General features: G+C 73.1%; 11 protein-coding genes. 6 read left to right on the top strand and 5 right to left on the bottom strand.

The genetic code is table 11. The features are described from left to right. Positions 1-23 precede the first annotated feature (23 nt). The 3 genes from FHU36_RS05645 to FHU36_RS05635 all read left to right on the top strand — a co-directional run bounded on the left by FHU36_RS05645 (position 24) and on the right by FHU36_RS05635 (position 3,814). A complete protein-coding gene (locus FHU36_RS05645; protein ID WP_185082726.1) occupies positions 24-1,307 on the top strand; it encodes an ABC transporter substrate-binding protein in 1,284 nt (427 codons plus the stop codon). 103 nt (positions 1,308-1,410) lie between these two features. Beyond that, a complete protein-coding gene (locus tag FHU36_RS05640; RefSeq protein ID WP_185082725.1) occupies positions 1,411-2,691 on the top strand; it encodes a Gfo/Idh/MocA family protein in 1,281 nt (426 codons plus the stop codon). Continuing rightward, positions 2,684-3,814 carry a dienelactone hydrolase family protein gene (locus FHU36_RS05635; RefSeq protein WP_185082724.1) on the top strand — a complete coding sequence of 377 codons (1,131 nt, stop codon included), beginning with the start codon at positions 2,684-2,686 and terminating at the stop codon, positions 3,812-3,814. The genes FHU36_RS05640 and FHU36_RS05635 overlap by 8 nt, the downstream gene beginning before the upstream one ends. Here FHU36_RS05635 and FHU36_RS05630 read toward each other — a convergent pair. The 4 genes from FHU36_RS05630 to FHU36_RS05615 are packed head-to-tail and all read right to left on the bottom strand — an operon-like array spanning position 3,804 to position 8,500. Next, positions 3,804-5,693 carry a DUF6807 family protein gene (locus FHU36_RS05630; protein WP_185082723.1) on the bottom strand — a complete coding sequence of 630 codons (1,890 nt, stop codon included), beginning with the start codon at positions 5,691-5,693 and terminating at the stop codon, positions 3,804-3,806. The two genes, FHU36_RS05635 and FHU36_RS05630, sit on opposite strands and share 11 nt — an antisense overlap. A gap of 4 nt (positions 5,694-5,697) precedes the next feature. Then, positions 5,698-6,747, bottom strand: coding sequence for a mandelate racemase/muconate lactonizing enzyme family protein (locus FHU36_RS05625; RefSeq protein ID WP_185082722.1), 1,050 nt, complete (start codon positions 6,745-6,747; stop codon positions 5,698-5,700). After that, positions 6,744-7,616 (bottom strand): 5-dehydro-4-deoxyglucarate dehydratase, encoded by an 873-nt coding sequence (locus FHU36_RS05620; RefSeq protein ID WP_185082721.1) that lies wholly within the window; start codon positions 7,614-7,616, stop codon positions 6,744-6,746. Before FHU36_RS05620 ends, FHU36_RS05625 begins: the two co-directional genes overlap by 4 nt. Beyond that, positions 7,613-8,500: an NAD-dependent epimerase/dehydratase family protein gene (locus tag FHU36_RS05615; RefSeq protein ID WP_185082720.1), complete on the bottom strand. Its 888-nt coding sequence runs from the start codon at positions 8,498-8,500 to the stop codon at positions 7,613-7,615. The genes FHU36_RS05620 and FHU36_RS05615 overlap by 4 nt, the downstream gene beginning before the upstream one ends. A gap of 226 nt (positions 8,501-8,726) precedes the next feature. Between FHU36_RS05615 and FHU36_RS05610 the strand changes: the two genes are divergently transcribed. Both FHU36_RS05610 and FHU36_RS05605 read left to right on the top strand, forming a co-directional pair. After that, entirely contained in the window at positions 8,727-9,698 is a 972-nt protein-coding gene (locus FHU36_RS05610) for a LacI family DNA-binding transcriptional regulator (RefSeq protein WP_185082719.1), read from the top strand. Beyond that, a complete protein-coding gene (locus FHU36_RS05605; protein ID WP_185082718.1) occupies positions 9,695-10,636 on the top strand; it encodes an aldose epimerase family protein in 942 nt (313 codons plus the stop codon). Before FHU36_RS05610 ends, FHU36_RS05605 begins: the two co-directional genes overlap by 4 nt. 82 nt (positions 10,637-10,718) lie before the next feature. Here the strand turns inward: FHU36_RS05605 and FHU36_RS05600 are convergent, their stop codons facing one another. Next, positions 10,719-13,895: a SpoIIE family protein phosphatase gene (locus tag FHU36_RS05600; RefSeq protein ID WP_185082717.1), complete on the bottom strand. Its 3,177-nt coding sequence runs from the start codon at positions 13,893-13,895 to the stop codon at positions 10,719-10,721. 386 nt (positions 13,896-14,281) lie between these two features. Here FHU36_RS05600 and FHU36_RS05595 point away from each other — a divergent pair, with 386 nt between their 5' ends. Further along, the gene (locus FHU36_RS05595) at positions 14,282-16,645 is read left to right on the top strand and encodes a DNA translocase FtsK (RefSeq protein WP_246501964.1); all 2,364 of its coding nucleotides are present in this window, start codon (positions 14,282-14,284) and stop codon (positions 16,643-16,645) included. Positions 16,646-16,704 lie beyond the last annotated feature (59 nt).

The following is a 16,704-nucleotide window of genomic DNA, read 5'->3' as shown; positions in this document are numbered from 1 at the left end:
CTCATCCAAGAGGAGGTAGAGCTGTGAATCTCGGCTCTCGCAACAAGAAGTGGACCATGGCAGCGGCCACCGCGGCCGTGGTGCTGGCGGCCGGCGCCTGCGGCGACAGCGGCGGTGAGGGCGGTGGCGGCGACAAGGTGTCGATTACCTTCGCCTACTGGGGCAGCGACGCCCGGCAGAAGCTGACCGAGGAGGTCATCAAGAAGTTCGAGCAGAAGAACCCGACGATCGACGTCGAGGGCGACTTCTCCAACTGGGACAGCTACTACGAGAAGCTCGCCACCAAGGTCGCCGCCAACGACGCGCCCGACGTGATGAGCATCGAGATCCGCGGCCTGGCCGAGTACGCCGGCCGCGGCGCGCTGGCCGACCTGTCGGGCAAGGTCACCACCGGCGACCTCGACCAGCAGGTGCTCACCAGCGGCCAGATCGAGGGCAAGCAGTACGCCATCCCCACCGGCGTCAACACCTTCTCCATGGTGGCCAACCCCTCCGTGCTGGAGAAGGCCAAGCAGAAGGTGCCCGACGACAAGAGCTGGACCTGGCCCCAGTGGATCGAGCTGGCCAAGCAGATCAGCGCCTCCGGCGACGGCACGACGGGCGCCGAGTACAACTACAACCCCGCCTGGCTGCAGATCTTCGCCGCGCAGAAGGGCGAGAAGTTCTACGACGGCGCCAAGATCGGCGTCTCGCCCGGGACGCTGAAGGAATGGTGGGCCATCCACCAGCAGCTCATCCAGGCCAAGGCGGCACCCGAGGCGGCCAAGAGCTCCGAACTGCTCACGGCCGGCCCCGAGCAGTCGCTGCTGGCCACCAACGCCGGCGCGATGGGCATGTGGTGGAGCAACCAGCTCAACGCCCTGTCCAAGGCGTCGGGCCAGGAGCTGACCCTGCTGCGCATGCCGAAGGCTGAAGGGGCGAGCGCCAGCGGGATGTTCCTGCAGCCGGCGATGTTCTACACCGCCTCGGCCAAGAGCGAGCACGCCGCCGAGGCGCAGAAGTTCATCGACTTCCTCGTCAACGACCCCGACGCCGCCTCCATCCTGTTGAGCGACCGCGGCCTGCCGACCAACTCCAAGGTGCTCGCCGTGGTGAAGGACAAGCTGCCGGCCGTCGACCAGAAGACCCTGGTCTTCATCGACGAGGTCAAGGGCGAGCTGAGCCCCATCGAGGCCCCGCCGAAGGGCGCCATGCAGATGGAGGACATCCTCAAGCGCAACACTGAGGAGGTCCTGTTCGGCAAGACCACGCCCGACGCGGGCGCCCAGAAGTTCCTGACCGAGGCGAACGCCGCCCTCGCCGGCTGAGCCGCACACCGCACCCGACGGCCCGGGACGACCGGGCCGCGCCAGACCCGGCTGGGGGCCAGGTGGCCCCCAGCCGACCCATCTCGACACCCGGGGAGAGAAGTTGAGCACCAGGTACGCCTTCGTCGGCCTCGGCCACCGCGCCCAGATGTACGTGGACGCGCTGCTCGGCGACTGGAGCGACACCGGCACGATCGCCGGGCTCTGCGACACCAATCGGACCCGCATGGCCTACTACGTCGAGCGCATCGGCCGGGACGTGCCGTGCTTCGCCCCCGACGAGTTCGGCAAGCTCCTCGACCTGGCCGACGCCGTCGTCGTCTGCACGGTCGACGCCACCCACGCCCAGTACGTCGTCACCGCCCTGGACGCGGGCAAGGACGTCATCGTGGAGAAGCCGCTCACGGTCGACGCCGAGAGCTGCGCCGCCATCGCCGCCGCCGCCGAGCGCAGCACCGGCAAGCTGGTGGTGACCTTCAACTACCGCTACTCGCCGCGCAACTCCGCCGTGAAGCGCCTGATCAGCGAGGGCGCCATCGGCGAGGTCACCTCCGTGCACTTCGACTGGGCGCTCGACACCATCCACGGCGCCGACTACTTCCGCCGCTGGCACCGCGACCGCGCCCACTCGGGCGGCCTGCTGGTGCACAAGTCGACCCACCACTTCGACCTGGTCAACTGGTGGCTCGCCGCCGCGCCGCAGCTCGTCTTCGCCCAGGCCGACCTGCGCTTCTACGGCACCGCCCAGCCTCGGGGCGAGCGTCCCGCGCGCTCCCACGGCGCGCCCGGCCTCGGCACCGACCCGTACCTGCTCGACATCTCCGCCGACCCGCGGCTCAAGCGGCTCTACCTGGACGCCGAGCACGAGGACGGCTACATCCGCGACCAGGACGTCTTCGCCGAGGGCGTCACCATCGACGACAACATGTCGGTGCTCGTGCGCTACGCGAACCGGGCCATGCTCACCTACTCCCTGACGGCACACGCCCCGTACGAGGGTTACCGGGTCGTCTTCAACGGCACCGAGGGCCGCATCGAGCTGGACGTGTGCGAGCGGGCCTGGACGCCGCCGCAGGCGGCGATCGACCCGAGCGTCGCCAAGAAGGAGCACGCGACCGGCGCCTGGGAGAAGCTCGTCCTGCACCGCCACTGGCGGCAGGCCGAGGAGATCCCCATCGAGCAGGGCGTCGGCGGCCACGGCGGCGGCGACCGGCTGCTGCTGAACGATGTCTTTCGCGGCCCGGCCGACGACCCGCTCGGCCGGCCGGCCGGCTACCGTGACGGCATCCGCAGCGTGCTCGTGGGCGTCGCCGCCAACCGCTCAGCCGCCACCGGCCTGCCCGTCACCCTCGCCGGCGACGGCACCCGCCTGGCCGATGCCTGAGGCGTCCGGACCGTTCGCGCCGCCGTCCGTGCTGCGCCACCTGGGGGAGTTCTCCGGGCTGGCCGAGCTGGCCGGACGGCAGCGCGGCGTCTTCCCCGACGCGGCTCCGGGCCCCGCGCTCCGGCGGGCCGCCCGGGAGGCCGTCGGCGTGCTCGACCTCGCCGCCGAGGACGTCCGGGTGGAACGCGCCTGGACGGCGGGCGACATCAGCGGCGAGGAACTGTCATGGTCGGTCGGGTACGGCCCGCGCACCCGCGCCTACCTGCTCCGGCCGCGCGGCGTCACCGGCGTGCTGCCGGGCGTGGTCGCGCTGCACTGCCACGCGGGCATGAAGTGGGCCGGCAAGGACAAGATCGCCGACGGCCCCGAGCCGCCCACGCCCGAGGTGCTGCGGCTGCGCCGCGACATCTACGGCGGGCGCGCCTACGCGGGCGAGCTGGCCCGGCGCGGCTTCGCCGTCCTCGTGCCCGACGTGCTGGGCTGGGGCAGCAGGCGCTTCCCGCTCGACGACATGCCGGAGCCGATCGCCGCCCTGGCCCGCGAGGAGAGCCTGCCCCGGCATCTGTCAGAGGCCGACCGCTACGACCGCGCGGCGGCGCAGCACGAGCACCTGCTGGAGAAGTACTGCACGCTGCTCGGCACGTCGCTGGCCGGCGCCGTGGCCGGCGAGGACCTGGCCGCCGCCGCCTACCTGCGACGCCGCCCCGACGTCGGGCCCGTGGGCTGCGTCGGCCTGTCGGGCGGAGGACTGCGGGCGGCGCTGCTCGGCGCGTTCGACCCGGGCATCCGGGCCGTCGCGATCGCCGCGATGGTCTCGTCGTACCGGGACATGCTGGACGGCTACGTCACCCGGCACACCTGGATGCTCTACCCGCCGGGCCTGTCACGGGTCTGCGACTATCCCGCGCTGGTCGCCGCCCGTGCCCCCGACCCCCTCCTGGTGCTGTACGGCGAGCGGGACGAGCTGTTCCCGCCCGCCGGGATGCGCAGGGCGCACGAGGCGATCGGCCGCCGCTACCCGGACGGCGGCTACGAGGGCGCCTTCTTCGACGCCCCGCACGCCTTCGACCTGCCCATGCAGGAGCACGCCTTCGGCTGGCTGGCCCGGCGGCTCAGCCGGTAGCCTCCGCGACCAGGGCGGCGACCTCGCCGGCGGACAGGCGCCCGTCGGCGACCAGCACGGTCACCTCGCGGGCCAGCACGTCCTCGAACGTCAGCGGCGTGTCCCAGGCCAGCGCGGTGCCCACCCCGGGATACTCGGCGACCCTGACGAACCACGGGTCGTCCTCCTGCGCGAACACCAGCGTCCACGCCTGCGACGACAGCGCCAGCCACGGCGCCCGCGAGCCGTGCACCTCCTGCTCGCCCTCTGCGGACGCGGTGAAGACCCGCAGCTCCGGAGAGCCGGCCGGCGCCCGCCAGAAGAAGCCGCCGTAGCCCGCGCCGGCCCGGCCCTTGGTGGCCGAGCTGCGCACGGTCAGCGGGCCGCCGGTGAGGTTGCGCAGCGTGAAGGCGAACCGCAGCGCCCAGCCCCGCGACAGCGCGCGGGCCCGCACCACCCGCTCCTCGCTGACCAGGGGGTCCTCGCCCGGCCGCTGCCACAGCAGCGTCTCGGTGAACCCGGAGCCGTCGCGTCCGGTGAACGCCACGTGCCGCTGCGTGCCGTGGTCGTCCAGCCACGCCGGCCCGTGGTCGCGGACGTAGGTGCGCCCGCCCCAGAAGTTGCGGCCGCCCAGGTCCGTGACGGCCACCCCGGCGCCCAGATGGTGTGGGTGGTCGTCGGGACGCACCTCGGTCACCACCGTGCCGCCGAGCGTGCGCACCGGGTGCAGGTAGGGCCGGGGGGACTCGGTGAGCGGCAGATCAGGCCGCGTCACGTACTCGGCCACGACCTCGCCCGCCGCGACGAGCGGCACGGCCCAGCCCACACCCAGCTCCGAGAACAGCGCCAGCCGCTCGGCGCACGTCTCGACCACCTCGGCGATGCCCGGCAGCACGACGCCGTCACCGGAGCGGTCCTGGTGCGCGGCGGAGATCGGCAGCGGGTCGGGCGCCACCCGGATCGCCTCCATGACCCGCATGAACGCTCCGGTCCTGGCGATCGGCACCAGCAGCGCGGCGCCCGAACGGATGTGCTCGACCAGGTTCACCAGCAGGTCGGTCCGCGGGAAGCGCCGCACCGGCTCGTCGTTCACCTGGACCTCGTCCATCGTGTACGTCAGCCTGATCCGCCCCCGCTCGCCGTGGACGACCACGTAGGGCTCGTCCCGCTCGGCCGCGCACAGCGTCGCGGCCGCCACGATGGGCGGGCCGCCGGCCGTCGTCACCCGGATGGCCGACGTGTCGTCCGATTCGATCGCGTTGGCGTGGAACAGCTCCGTCTCCACCGAGACGACCGCGTCGCGCTCCTCGGCCCCGGCGACCGCCAGCGCGGTGGCCACGGCGTGCGCGAACGGGTTGGTCAGCACCCCGTCCACCACGTCCACGCCGTCCAGCCGGCGCCGGCCGGACCAGGCGCTGCGGGTGAAGTAGGACGCCGGGCGCGGCCACGACCCGGCCACCCCGATGCCGGTGACCCGGCCGATCACGCCCGAGGCGACCAGCTCGCGCACCGCCGGGATCGCCGCCGAGCCGAGGCTCTGGAACCCGACCTGGCAGGCCAGCCCCGCCTCGGCCGCGGCCCGCTCCATCCGGTCGAAGTCGGCCAGTGTGGCCGCCGTCGGCTTCTCCACCAGCACGTGCGCCCCCGCGCCGAGCGCGGACAGGGTCAGCTCGGCGTGCGTCGGGATGGGCGTGGCCAGGATGACGATCTCCGCCCCGGTCCGCTTGACCAGACTCGCCAGATCGGTGGAGAACTCCGGCTCGCCCAGCCCGTCCAGCGCCCCCGGCCCCGGCGGCGAGGTGTCGCAGACGCCCACGAGCTCCACCACGCCGGTCAGCCGGCGCAGCCGGTCGAGATAGTGGGCGCCGAATCCCCGGGTGCCCGCCAGCACCACACGCATGCTCTTACCTCCAGAGGAGCCCGAGGCCCCGGTGCTCGCCGACGCTCAGCCGGCCGCCGGCGACGTTGACAGGGTACGGCTCGGCCAGCAGCCCCAGCGCGGCGAACGAGGCGTCCTCGACCTCCTCGGCCATGCACGGCACCGGCAGCGTGAGCGCGAGCTGCGCCGACAGGTCGGGCAGCAGGTGCGGGTAGACCGGTACGTCGAACGCCCGTGCCAGCTCCGTGATGCGCAGGAACGGCGTGAGCCCGCCCACCCGCACCACGTTCGGCTGCACGACGTCGCAGGCGCCCGCCGTCAGCAGGTCGCGGAAGCCGTAGACGGTGTAGACGTTCTCGCCGACCGCGATGGGCACGTCCACCGATCGCCGCAGCTCGACGTGCGCGGCGACGTCGTCGGCCGGCAGCGGCTCCTCCAGCCAGTGCAGCCCGTACGGGGCCAGCGCGTCGACGGCGCGGCGGGCCCGGTGCAGGTCCCAGCGCTGGTTGGCGTCGATCATCAGCAGCGTGTCCGGCCCGACGACCTCGCGCACGGCCGCCACCCGCTCCACGTCCTCGCGCAGGTCGGGCCGGCCCACCTTCATCTTGACCGCGGGGTAGCCGGCGGCCTTCCACCGCTCGGCCTGCGCGACCAGCTCGTCCAGCGGGTAGTGCAGGTTCACGCCGCTGCCGTACACCGGCACGGTGTCCCGGCGCCGGCCCAGCACGTCGACCAGCCCGCGGTCACCGCAGCGCAGGTCCCACAGCGCCAGGTCCACGCCGGCGAGCGCGACCGTGGTGATCCCGCCCGGGCCGGCCTCGCGCAGGTGCCGCCAGAGCCGGTCCCACACCACCTCGGGGTGCGGGTCCAGCCCGATCACGGCCTCGCGGATGTCGTTCTCCAGCAGCGCCTGCACGGCCCGCGCCCCGATCTGCGGGGTCCAGGAGAACCCGGTGCCGGTCCGGCCGTCGTCGAGCGTGATCGTGACGACGACGACGTGGTTGGAAGGCACGTCGGGCCCCCACGGGCGCGGCAGGGCCGCCGTGCGGGCGCTGACCGAGAGGTCACGGATCATGAGATCAGCGACCGTCCGTGCTTGATCAGCGCCTCCAGCTCGGCCACGTGCTCGGGCGAGGCGTTCACCAGCGGCGGGCGCACCGGGCCCGGCTCCAGCCCGCTCAGCCGCACCCCGGCCTTGACCAGGGAGACCGCGTAGCCCGGCACCTTCGACCGCAGCCGCACCAGGGGCTCGTAGAACTCGGTGAGGAGCCGGTAGGCGCCGTCGAGGTAGGCGGTGGCGATGTCCGGGGCGAAGGCGAACGCCGCCGAGGAGTAGAGCTCGACGCCGAGGCCGCGGTAGGCGCCCATGGTGAGCTCGGCCGTCGGCAGCCCGTTGAAGAACTGGAAGCGGTCGCCGTGCTCCCGCCGCACCGCCAGGACGATGCGCTGGATGAGGTCGATGTCGCCCAGGCCGTCCTTGAGGCCGATCACGCCGGGGACGCCGGCCAGCTCCACGACCTGCTCCGGGGTGAGCACCACCGAACCGCGCATGTAGATGATGACCGGCAGCACCTCGGCGATCGCCCGCACGTAGCCGACGAACCCCTCGTGCGGACCCCTGGCCAGGTACGGCGGCATCAGCAGCAGCCCGTCGGCGCCCGCCTCACGGGCGCCGCGAGCCTGGCACAGGGCCGAGCCGAGCGGCCCGCCCGCGCCCGCCAGCACCGGCACGGCGCCCGCGACGGTCTCGACGGCCACCGTGACCGCGCGCCGGTGCTCGTCCTCCGACAGCGCGGAGAACTCGCCCGTGCCGCAGGCCACGAACACCCCGCCGGGCCGGTGCGCCAGCCCGCGCCCGATGTGCTCGGCCAGCACCCCCTCGGCCAGCTCGCCGTCGGCGCCGAACGGCGTTATCGGGAAGAAGAGGATCCCGCTGAGGTTCATCCGATCTCCAGTTCGCTTCGCCAGTCGCGCTTCGCCGTCCAGCCGAGCATCCGCTCCGCCTTGGCGGAGCTGAAGGCCGGCGAGGTGCCGGTGAGGGTCGCCGCGGTCGCCGCGGTGGCGGGGTTGACGGCGGGCAGCAACTCCGCCAGGGGCTCGCGGGCCAGCGCGTCGGCGGCGCCGGCGAAGAAGACCTCGCCGCTGGGCAGGTCCCACAGACGCTCGATGAGGACGCCGATCATGTCGGAGGCGTCCCTGGCGTCGATGTAGTTGAACAGGGACACGCCCGCGATCTCGGGCCGGTCCAGCCGCTCGGCGATGGTGTGGCCGGACTGGGTGGGAGCGCCCGCCCACTCCTCGGGGGCGACGACGAAGCACGGCCGCACGGCCGCGAACTTCGTCTCCGAGTTGCGCGCGAACGCGGCCATCGTCTGCTCGGCCACGAGCTTCGACAGGCTGTAGGCGTTCCACGGCTCGGCGGGGTGGTCCTCGTCGATCGGCAGGTAGCGGGGCGCCCAGCCGTGCGGCGCGCCGTACCCGATGACCGTCGGGCTGCTCGCGACGACCACCCTGCCGACGCCGGTGTTGGCCGCCGCCTCGCACACGTTGAAGGCGAGCTGGGTGTTGGTACGGAAGATGTGGCCCTCGGTCCGGCTGAACGGGGTCGCGATCGCGGCGAGGTGCACCACCACGTCGGGGCGGAAGTGCGCCATGACGTCGTACGCCTCGCCCAGGTCCGTCAGGTCGGCCGGCAGCGTGTGCGCGGCCTCCTCGGGGGTGCCGGGCACGACGTCGACCCCGATCACCTCGTGACCTGCCTGCGCCAATGCGGTGACCACGCTGCGCCCGAGCCGGCCGGCGCTCCCGGTCACCAGTGTTCGCGTCATCGGATCTTTCACCACTCCTGGGGTTCGGGTTCGGCAACCGGTTGCAAAAAGTATTGAGGTTCGGTTCCGGCAACGTCAAGCCATGGTCGCGTGGCTCGGGGCATCTACCACCGAACTGATGAGGGATAGGGTGGGCACCGCGATGTCCGGGGCCCCGGCGCCGGTTCATTGACAGCGATACAAACGCTTGCACTAAAGTACAAGCCATGGTCGGAGGAGGCCAAGCGTGGCGGTGACGATTCGCGACGTGGCACGGGCGTCCGGCGTGCACGTCTCCACGGTGTCGCGGGCCTTCTCGGCCCCCCACCTGGTCAACCCGGAGACCCGCACCCGCGTCCTGGCCGTCGCCGACGACCTCGGCTACCGGCCCAACCGGGCCGCCCGCGCGCTGACCACCGGCCGCACCCACAACCTCGGTCTCATCGTCGCGGACATCTCCAACCCGTTCTTCCCGCCGCTGATCAAGGCTGCGCAGGAGCAGGCGAGACTCCGCGACTACCACGTCTTCGTCGCCGACACCGACGAGGACCCCAAGGTCGAGGAGGATCTGATCCAGACCCTCACCAAGCAGGTCGACGGCGTGCTGCTGTGCAGCCCGCGCCTGACCAACCGCACCATCGAGCGGCTCCGCGAGGAGGTGCCGTTCGTCCTGGTCAACCGCAGGGTCAAGGGCATGGCCACGGTCCTGATGGACGTGGCGCGCGGCGCCCGGCTCGCCTTCGAGCACCTGACCGCCCTCGGGCACCGCAGGCTCGCCCTGGTGACCGGGCCCAGCGGGTCGTGGACCAGCAAGGAGATGCAGGAGGCCGCCGCCGCGACGCACGAGGTCGACGTCGTCTTCCTCGGCCCCAACCAGCCGACGGAGCTGGGCGGCCTGGCCGCCGCCGCCGACGTGATCGCCTCCGGCGCGACCGGCGTCCTCGCCTACAACGACCTGGTCGCCATCGGCCTCATCGAAGGGCTCGCCGAGCGGGGCGTGGACGTGCCGGGCGACATCAGCGTCATCGGCGTCGACGACATCGTGGCCGGCCGGCTGAGCCGCCCCAAGCTGACCACCATCGCCATGCCCACCGCCGCCGCCGGGCGCATCGCCGTCGACATGCTCCTGCAGTCGGTCGACTCCCAGGCGGCCACGGGCGTCACGATGCTGGAGACCACCCTGATCGTCCGCGACTCCACGGGAGAGGCACACACATGATGTTCGGAACGCTGCCGTCGGGGGAGCGCGTCGAGCGCTTCGAGCTGTCCTCCGGGCGGCTGCGGGCGGCCGTGCTCAGCTACGGCGCCGTGCTCCAGTCGCTGGAGGTGTCCGGGGTGAACGTGGTGCTCGGGCTGGACACGCTGGACGACTACCGCACGCGCAGCCGCTACTTCGGCGCGGTCGTCGGCAGGTTCGGCAACCGCATCGCCGGCGCCGCCTTCACCCTCGACGGCGTCACCCACACCCTGCCCGCCAACAACGGGCCCAACAGCCTGCACGGCGGCGTCCAGGGCTTCGACAGCAAGGTCTGGACCGTCGAGGACGCGAGCGACTCCTCCGTCACCCTCGGCCTGACCAGCCCCGACGGCGACCAGGGCTACCCCGGCACGCTGCGCGCCAGGGTCACCTACACCCTCGACGGCGACGCGCTGCGCCTCGACTACACCGCCGAGACCGACGCGCCGACCGTGCTCAACCTGACCAACCACTCCTACTTCAACCTCGCCGGCGGCGGCGACGTGCTCGGCCACGTGGTGCGGATGGACGCCGAGCACTACCTGCCCGTCGACGCGGACAAGATCCCGACCGGGGAGCTGGCCAAGGTCACCGGCACGCCGTTCGACTTCACCACCCCCCACGCCATCGGCGCCCGCTACGACGGCGCCTACGACCACTGCTTCGTCCTCGACGGCGGCATCACGGTGACCGAGCCCGTGGGCGGGCTCACCATGGAGGTCACCACCAGCGAGCCGGGCGTGCAGTTCTACGCGGGCGGCATGCTCGACGGCGTCGCCACGCCGTACGGGCCGCACGCGGGATTCTGCCTGGAGACCCAGCGCTTCCCCGACTCGCCCAATCAGCCGCACTTCCCCTCCACGGTGCTGCGGCCGGGCGAGCGCCACACCTCCACCACCACCTACCGCTTCCCCGCCTAGCCCACCGGCGGACCCGCACGGCGTCCTGCCGCACCGGCGCCCCCGAGCACGCCCCCGACCGCCCGCCACCGTGTCCGCCCCGTCAGCACGTCGGGGCGCGCCGGGCGCCCGCCCGCACCCCAGCCGGGGGCGTCGCCTTCAGCACCAGCAGCGCCACGTCGTCCCCCGACGGCTCGGCGGCGAACTCCTCGACCGCCTGCCGCACCCGTTCGGCGACGGCGTGGGCGCTGAGCCCCGCGCACCCCGCCAGCAGCCGCGCCAGCCCGTCGTCGTCGTCCAGCAGCCGGCCGCCCGAGCGCCGCTCCGTCACCCCGTCGGTGACGCACAGCAGCACCTCACCCGGCGCCAGCTCGAACGTCTCCGTGAAGAACCGCACCTCGTGCTCGATGCCGAGAAGGAGTTGCGGCGTCGCCACCGTCTCGACCGTGCCGTCCACGCGCAGCAGCAGCGGCGGCGGATGCCCGGCGCACGCGACCGTGCACAACGCCCCGCCGCGCGGCAGCGGCGCCAGCTCGCCGCACAGCAGGCTGAGGAACCGCCCCTCCTCGCCGTCCTCCAGCAACGTCCGGTTGAGCCGGTGCAGGATGTCGGCCACCGTGTAGCGCTCCTTGGCCAGCAGGCGTACGGCGTGACGGGCCAGCCCCGTCGCCGCCGCGGCCTCCGGCCCCGAACCGCACACGTCACCCAGCGCGAAGCACCAGTGGTCGCCCACCACGAACAGGTCGTAGAAGTCGCCGCCCACGTCGGCACCCTCCTCCGCCGGCTGATAGACGACCGCCGACTCCACCCCCGGCATGCTCGCCACACCGCCCGGCAGCAGCCCGCGCTGCAACGCCCGCGACGTGGTGGCCTGGCGGGCGTACAGCATCGCCGTGTGCAGGTTGAGCGCCACCAGGCGGCACAGGTCGGTCAGCAGCCCGGCCAGCTCCAGCGGCAGCGTGGGCTCCGCCCGCCCGATCACCAGCGCCCCGTACGACCGCCCCTGCGTCAGCAGCGGGAACGACAGCACGGTCTCCTCCCCGATCGGCCACACCCCCTCCGCGCCCTGCCCCTCGCCCCGCCCCGAGCCCTGCCCCGCGCCCCGCCCCGCGTCCCGCCCGGCACGAGCGACGCCCTGCCCCGTGCGCGAGATGCCCCGTCCTTCCCGCAGGACGTCCTCGCCCGTGCGGGGGACGCCGTGCCCTTCCCGAGGGGCGCCCTGGCGCTTCTGCGGGTCGTCCGTCCCCGCCCCCGCCGGCAGGTCGTCCGCGGCCGGACGGGCGTGCTCCAGGGGTCTCCCCGCAAGGTCCGGGCTCGGCCCCGGGTCCGGCCGTGACGTGCCCGACGGGGCCGCGTGGGCGCCCGGGATGGCGGGCAGCGAGAGGCGCAGGTCGGCATTGAGCCGCTCGTCGCTGTGCCAGACGTGGGCGAGCCGCGTCATGCCCGCGAGGTCCGTGAGATAGACGGCGGCCCAGGTGGCGATCTTGGGCACCACGAGCTGCGCCGTCAGCGCGGCGATCAGCTCCTCGTCCCGCGCGCCCGCCAGCAGCTCGCCGGCCTCCGCCAGGAACGACAGCCGCCCGTGCCTGGCCCGCTCCCGCTCGGCCGCCCGTTCCCGGTGCACGGTCGCGGCCACCTGGCCGGCTATGTGCCCGAGCACCTCCGCGAGCTCGTCGTCGAACCGGAACGGCTCGGCGGCCGTCACCACCAGATGGCCGATCACCTCGTCCGCCACCACGAGCGGGGCGCACGCCAGCGACCTGGCCCGCAACCGCTGCGCCAGCTCCACATCCGCCGTGAGCACGTCTCCCACGACCACCGGCGAGCGATGGTCGGTGCCGAACACCCCCGTGGTCAGCACCCCCACCAGCCCGGCCGTCGCCCCGGTGCCCGCCGCCACCCCGAACCCCTTGCCGCCCTGCCCGGCCCGAGCCCCCTTCCGCACCGTCCCGCGTCCGTCCGTCCCGCGTCCGTCCGTCCCGCGTCCGTCCGTCCCGCGTCCGTCCGTCCCGCGTCCGTCCGTCCCGCGCACCGCTCCAGGGCGGTCAGCTCCAGGGCCGCCACCCGCACGCCCGTCCGCTGCACGGCCGTGCGGGTGGCGGGCGTCCACGGATCGGACGTGATCGCCACCCCTGGCTGGCAAGCGGTTGTCGTCATCACGCAGCAGGACGTAGGAGGCGTCGCCCCCGCCGGCCGAGTGGACGATCTGGGCGACGGTGTCGAGCAGGTCGGCCAGGGGCCGGTCGTGACCGAGGACGTCCTTGATCCGGCTCGCCGTCTCGCGCCTGAGCGGCGCCGCCGGGGTGGCCAGGACGTAGCGGTGCTCCTGCGGCGCCACCATCCACACCGAGCAGCCCGCGCGGGCCCGTACGTGGGAGACGTAGACGGGCACCGGCCGGCCGTCGGCGTGTCGCATCCACGCCTCCCCCCGCCACCGCCCCACCCGCGACGGGTCGAGAGGCGACGGCCCGCCCGCGAACGCCCCGGCCGGCGGTGAGCCGTCCCGCGGCGGAGGGCCTGAAGGTGAGACGTCGGGCGATCGCCCGCCCGGAGGGGGCGGGAGCGATGCGGAGGACCCGACGCCCCCGGCCGCCGCGGGCGAGCTGGGGGAGCGGCCGTCCGGAGGCGTTGTGGGCGATGTGGGGGAGCGGTCGTCCGGCGGCACTGTGGGGGAGGGGCCGTCCGGCGGTGCTGTGGGCGGGGTGGGGGAGAGGTGGTGGCGGGGCGGGAGCGAGGTGCGGTCGCGGGCCAGGAGCCACGCCAGGGGCCGGCCCGTCACCTGCTCCGGCCACCAGCCGAGCAGGGCCCGCGCCTCCGGGCTCCAGGACAGCACGCGGCCGTCCGGCCCCGTCACGACCACGCCCACGTGCAGCGTCTCCAGGGACGCTGACGGCTCCGGCTCCGCGTGGCGGGCGTCCGCGCCGCCGGGCAGCTCCAGGCGCACCCAGACCCTCTTGCGGGTGCCGGTGTAGGTGACGCCCCATCCGTCGGCGAGCATGCCGGCCAGGGTGAGCCCACGCCCGGGCGCGGCGACCGTCAGCGCCGGCCGGTGGTCGCCCACCTCGATCTCCAGCACGGGCGGGTCGGCGTGCGGGACGAGACGGCAGGTCAGCTCGACGCCGGTGCCCGCGTGCACCACCGCGTTGGTGACGAGCTCGCTGGTCAGCAGCACGGCGTCGTCGGCCAGGTCGCCGAGGCGCCAGTCGGCCAGCACCCGGCGGACGAACCTCCGGGCGGCGGCCGGGGCGTGCGGGGTGCCGTCGAAGGCCCTGCTCGACACGCGGGTCGGATCCACTATGCGTCCCACAAACATCACTCGGCGTCGTAATGCGGTTACTCTCAGGGTGACAGAACGTGGCCGTCCGGCACCCCAGGGTTGCCGAGAAGAGCCGGGCTGGGGCTCCCGGTCTCACGGTTCGGCCGCGACACCGGCGAGCCTCAGTGCGTCCGCCGTGTCTCCGACGTACCTTTGGCATCATGGCCACCCGTCCGCCGAAAAGCGCACCGAAGGGGCCGGCGAAGCGGTCGGCCTCGCCTCGTACGACCTCTGCCAAACGGGGATCCGCGTCGCCGGCGCGACCGAGGGCCAAGGGATCGGCCAGGGGCTCCACGTCGTCACGCAAGCCGGGCCTGACCCATCCGGATCCGATCACCTGGGTCTTCACCATGATCGGCAAGCTGGTCGTGGGGCTCTGGATGCTGCTCGCGGGCGGCGTCGGCAGCATGGCGCGGGCGCTGGGCAAGAACGCCCGCGAGCTGGACCCGGCCCACCGGCGCGACGGCGTGGGCCTGACGGTCCTCGCGGGCGCGATCGTGCTGGCCGCGATGACCTGGCGCGCCTCCGACGGCGCCGTCGCCACCGTGGTCAACACCGTCGTGCGCGGCGTGTTCGGCTCGCTGGCGTGGGCCCTGCCGCTGCTGCTCGGCCTGCTGGCCTGGCGCTATCTGCGCCACCCCGACCAGAACGCCGACACCGGCCGCATGTCGATCGGCTGGAGCGCGCTGCTCGTCGGCGTGCTCGGCGTCATCCACGTGGCCAACGACGTGCCCTACCCCAACCCCGCCGGCACCGCCAACGACGGCATGGACCGGGTCTCCCAGGCGGGCGGCCTCGTCGGGTTCATCGTCTCGGCCCCGCCGATGAGCATCCTGCCGTCGTGGATCACGATCCCGCTGCTGCTCCTGCTGTCCGGGTTCGGCGTGCTGGTGATCACCGCGACACCGGTGCACCGCATCCCCGAACGGCTGGCCGAGCTCAGGCACATGCTCTTCGAACGGCAGGCGCCCGCGGGCGAGCCGGGGCGGCACCCGGCCAGGAAGCGGTCCCGGCCGAAGAAGCAGACCGACCCGGAGACCGGTGACCTGGTCAAGCCGTACGACACGCCGGTGCTGTCCGACCAGGACAAGCGCGACGGCCACTCTCCGGAGATCGTCCCCGGACTGGTCGAGGAGGAGCGGGAGCCGCAGGCGGCCGCGCCGGCGCAGCGCAGGCCGGAGCCTCCGGAGCCGCCCGAGCCGACTCCCGCGCCGCGCAAGGTCGAGCAGCTCGTGCTGTCGCCGCAGGCCGGGCCGTACAGCCTGCCCGACCTGCAGTTCCTCAAGCCCGGCAGCCCGCCCAAGCCGCAGACCAAGGCCAACACCGTCGTGGTCAACGCGCTGACCAGCGTGCTGGAGCAGTTCGCCATCGACGCGCAGGTGATCGGGTTCACCCGTGGGCCGACCGTGACCCGCTACGAGATCGAGCTCGGACCGGCCGTCAAGGTGGAGAAGGTCACCGCCCTCACCAAGAACATCGCCTACGCCGTCAAGTCCGCGGACGTCCGCATCCTGTCGCCGATCCCCGGCAAGTCGGCCATCGGCGTGGAGATCCCCAACGCCGACAAGGACCTCGTGGCGCTGGGCGACGTGCTCAGGGCACAGGTGGCGCAGGCAGACCACCACCCGATGATCGTGGGGCTCGGCAAGGACGTCGAGGGCCGCACCATCGTCGCCAACCTCGCCAAGATGCCCCACCTGCTGATCGCGGGCGCGACGGGCGCGGGCAAGTCGGTCTGCGTCAACGGCCTCATCACCTCCATCCTCATGCGGGCCACGCCCGACGAGGTGCGGATGGTGCTGGTCGACCCCAAGCGCGTGGAGCTGTCGGTCTACGAGGGCATCCCGCACCTGATCACGCCCATCATCACCAACCCCAAGAAGGCCGCCGAAGCCCTCGAGTGGGTGGTGGGCGAGATGGACCGCCGCTACGACGACCTGGCGGCCAGCGGGTTCCGGCACGTCGACGAGTTCAACAAGGCCGTGCGGGCCGGCAAGCTGCAGCCGCCACCGGGCAGCGAGCGGGTCTACCAGCCCTACCCCTACCTGCTCGTCATCGTCGACGAGCTGGCCGACCTGATGATGGTCGCGCCGCGCGACGTCGAAGACTCGATCGTGCGCATCACGCAGCTCGCCCGCGCCGCCGGCATCCACCTCGTCATCGCCACCCAGCGGCCCAGCGTGGACGTCGTCACCGGCCTCATCAAGGCCAACGTGCCGTCCCGGCTGGCGTTCGCCGTGTCCTCGCTCACCGACTCGCGGGTCATCCTCGACCAGCCCGGCGCCGACAAGCTCGTCGGCCAGGGTGACGCGCTGTTCCTGCCGATGGGCGCCAGCAAGCCCATCCGCATCCAGAACGCGTTCGTGTCCGAGAAGGAGATCGGCGAGATCGTCACGCACTGCAAGACGCAGATGCAGGCCGAGTACCGGCCCGACGTGACGGCGGCGGTCTCCACCAAGCGCGAGATCGACGAGGACATCGGCGACGACCTCGACCTGCTCGTCCAGGCGGCCGAGCTGATCGTGACGACCCAGTTCGGCTCCACCTCGATGCTGCAGCGCAAGCTGCGGGTCGGCTTCGCCAAGGCCGGCCGGCTGATGGACCTGCTGGAGAGCCGCGAGGTGGTCGGCCCCAGCGAGGGTTCCAAGGCCCGCGAGGTGCTCGTGAAGCCCGACGACCTGGCCGCGCTGCTGGCCGACTTGCGTGGCGAATGACCCCGATGCACGCCTGCCCGATGATTACTGGTTGAATATGACTAACTACGCATCGTCGG

It is taken from the genome of Nonomuraea muscovyensis (assembly GCF_014207745.1).
GTDB classification, from domain to species: Bacteria; Actinomycetota; Actinomycetes; order Streptosporangiales; family Streptosporangiaceae; genus Nonomuraea; species Nonomuraea muscovyensis.
The sequence above is the reverse complement of the archived record's forward strand: the minus strand, read 5'-3'. Positions and strand labels throughout refer to the sequence as shown.

Bases quoted from the DNA above. Each gene is read 5' to 3' on its own strand.
- FHU36_RS05635 (WP_185082724.1), top strand. From the start codon at position 2,684: ATGCCTGAGGCGTCCGGACCGTTCGCGCCGCCGTCCGTGCTGCGCCAC.
- FHU36_RS05630 (WP_185082723.1), bottom strand. From the start codon at position 5,693: ATGCGTGTGGTGCTGGCGGGCACCCGGGGATTCGGCGCCCACTATCTC.
- FHU36_RS05625 (WP_185082722.1), bottom strand. From the start codon at position 6,747: ATGATCCGTGACCTCTCGGTCAGCGCCCGCACGGCGGCCCTGCCGCGC.
- FHU36_RS05620 (WP_185082721.1), bottom strand. From the start codon at position 7,616: ATGAACCTCAGCGGGATCCTCTTCTTCCCGATAACGCCGTTCGGCGCC.
- FHU36_RS05615 (WP_185082720.1), bottom strand. From the start codon at position 8,500: ATGACGCGAACACTGGTGACCGGGAGCGCCGGCCGGCTCGGGCGCAGC.
- FHU36_RS05605 (WP_185082718.1), top strand. From the start codon at position 9,695: ATGATGTTCGGAACGCTGCCGTCGGGGGAGCGCGTCGAGCGCTTCGAG.
- FHU36_RS05595 (WP_246501964.1), top strand. From the start codon at position 14,282: ATGATCGGCAAGCTGGTCGTGGGGCTCTGGATGCTGCTCGCGGGCGGC.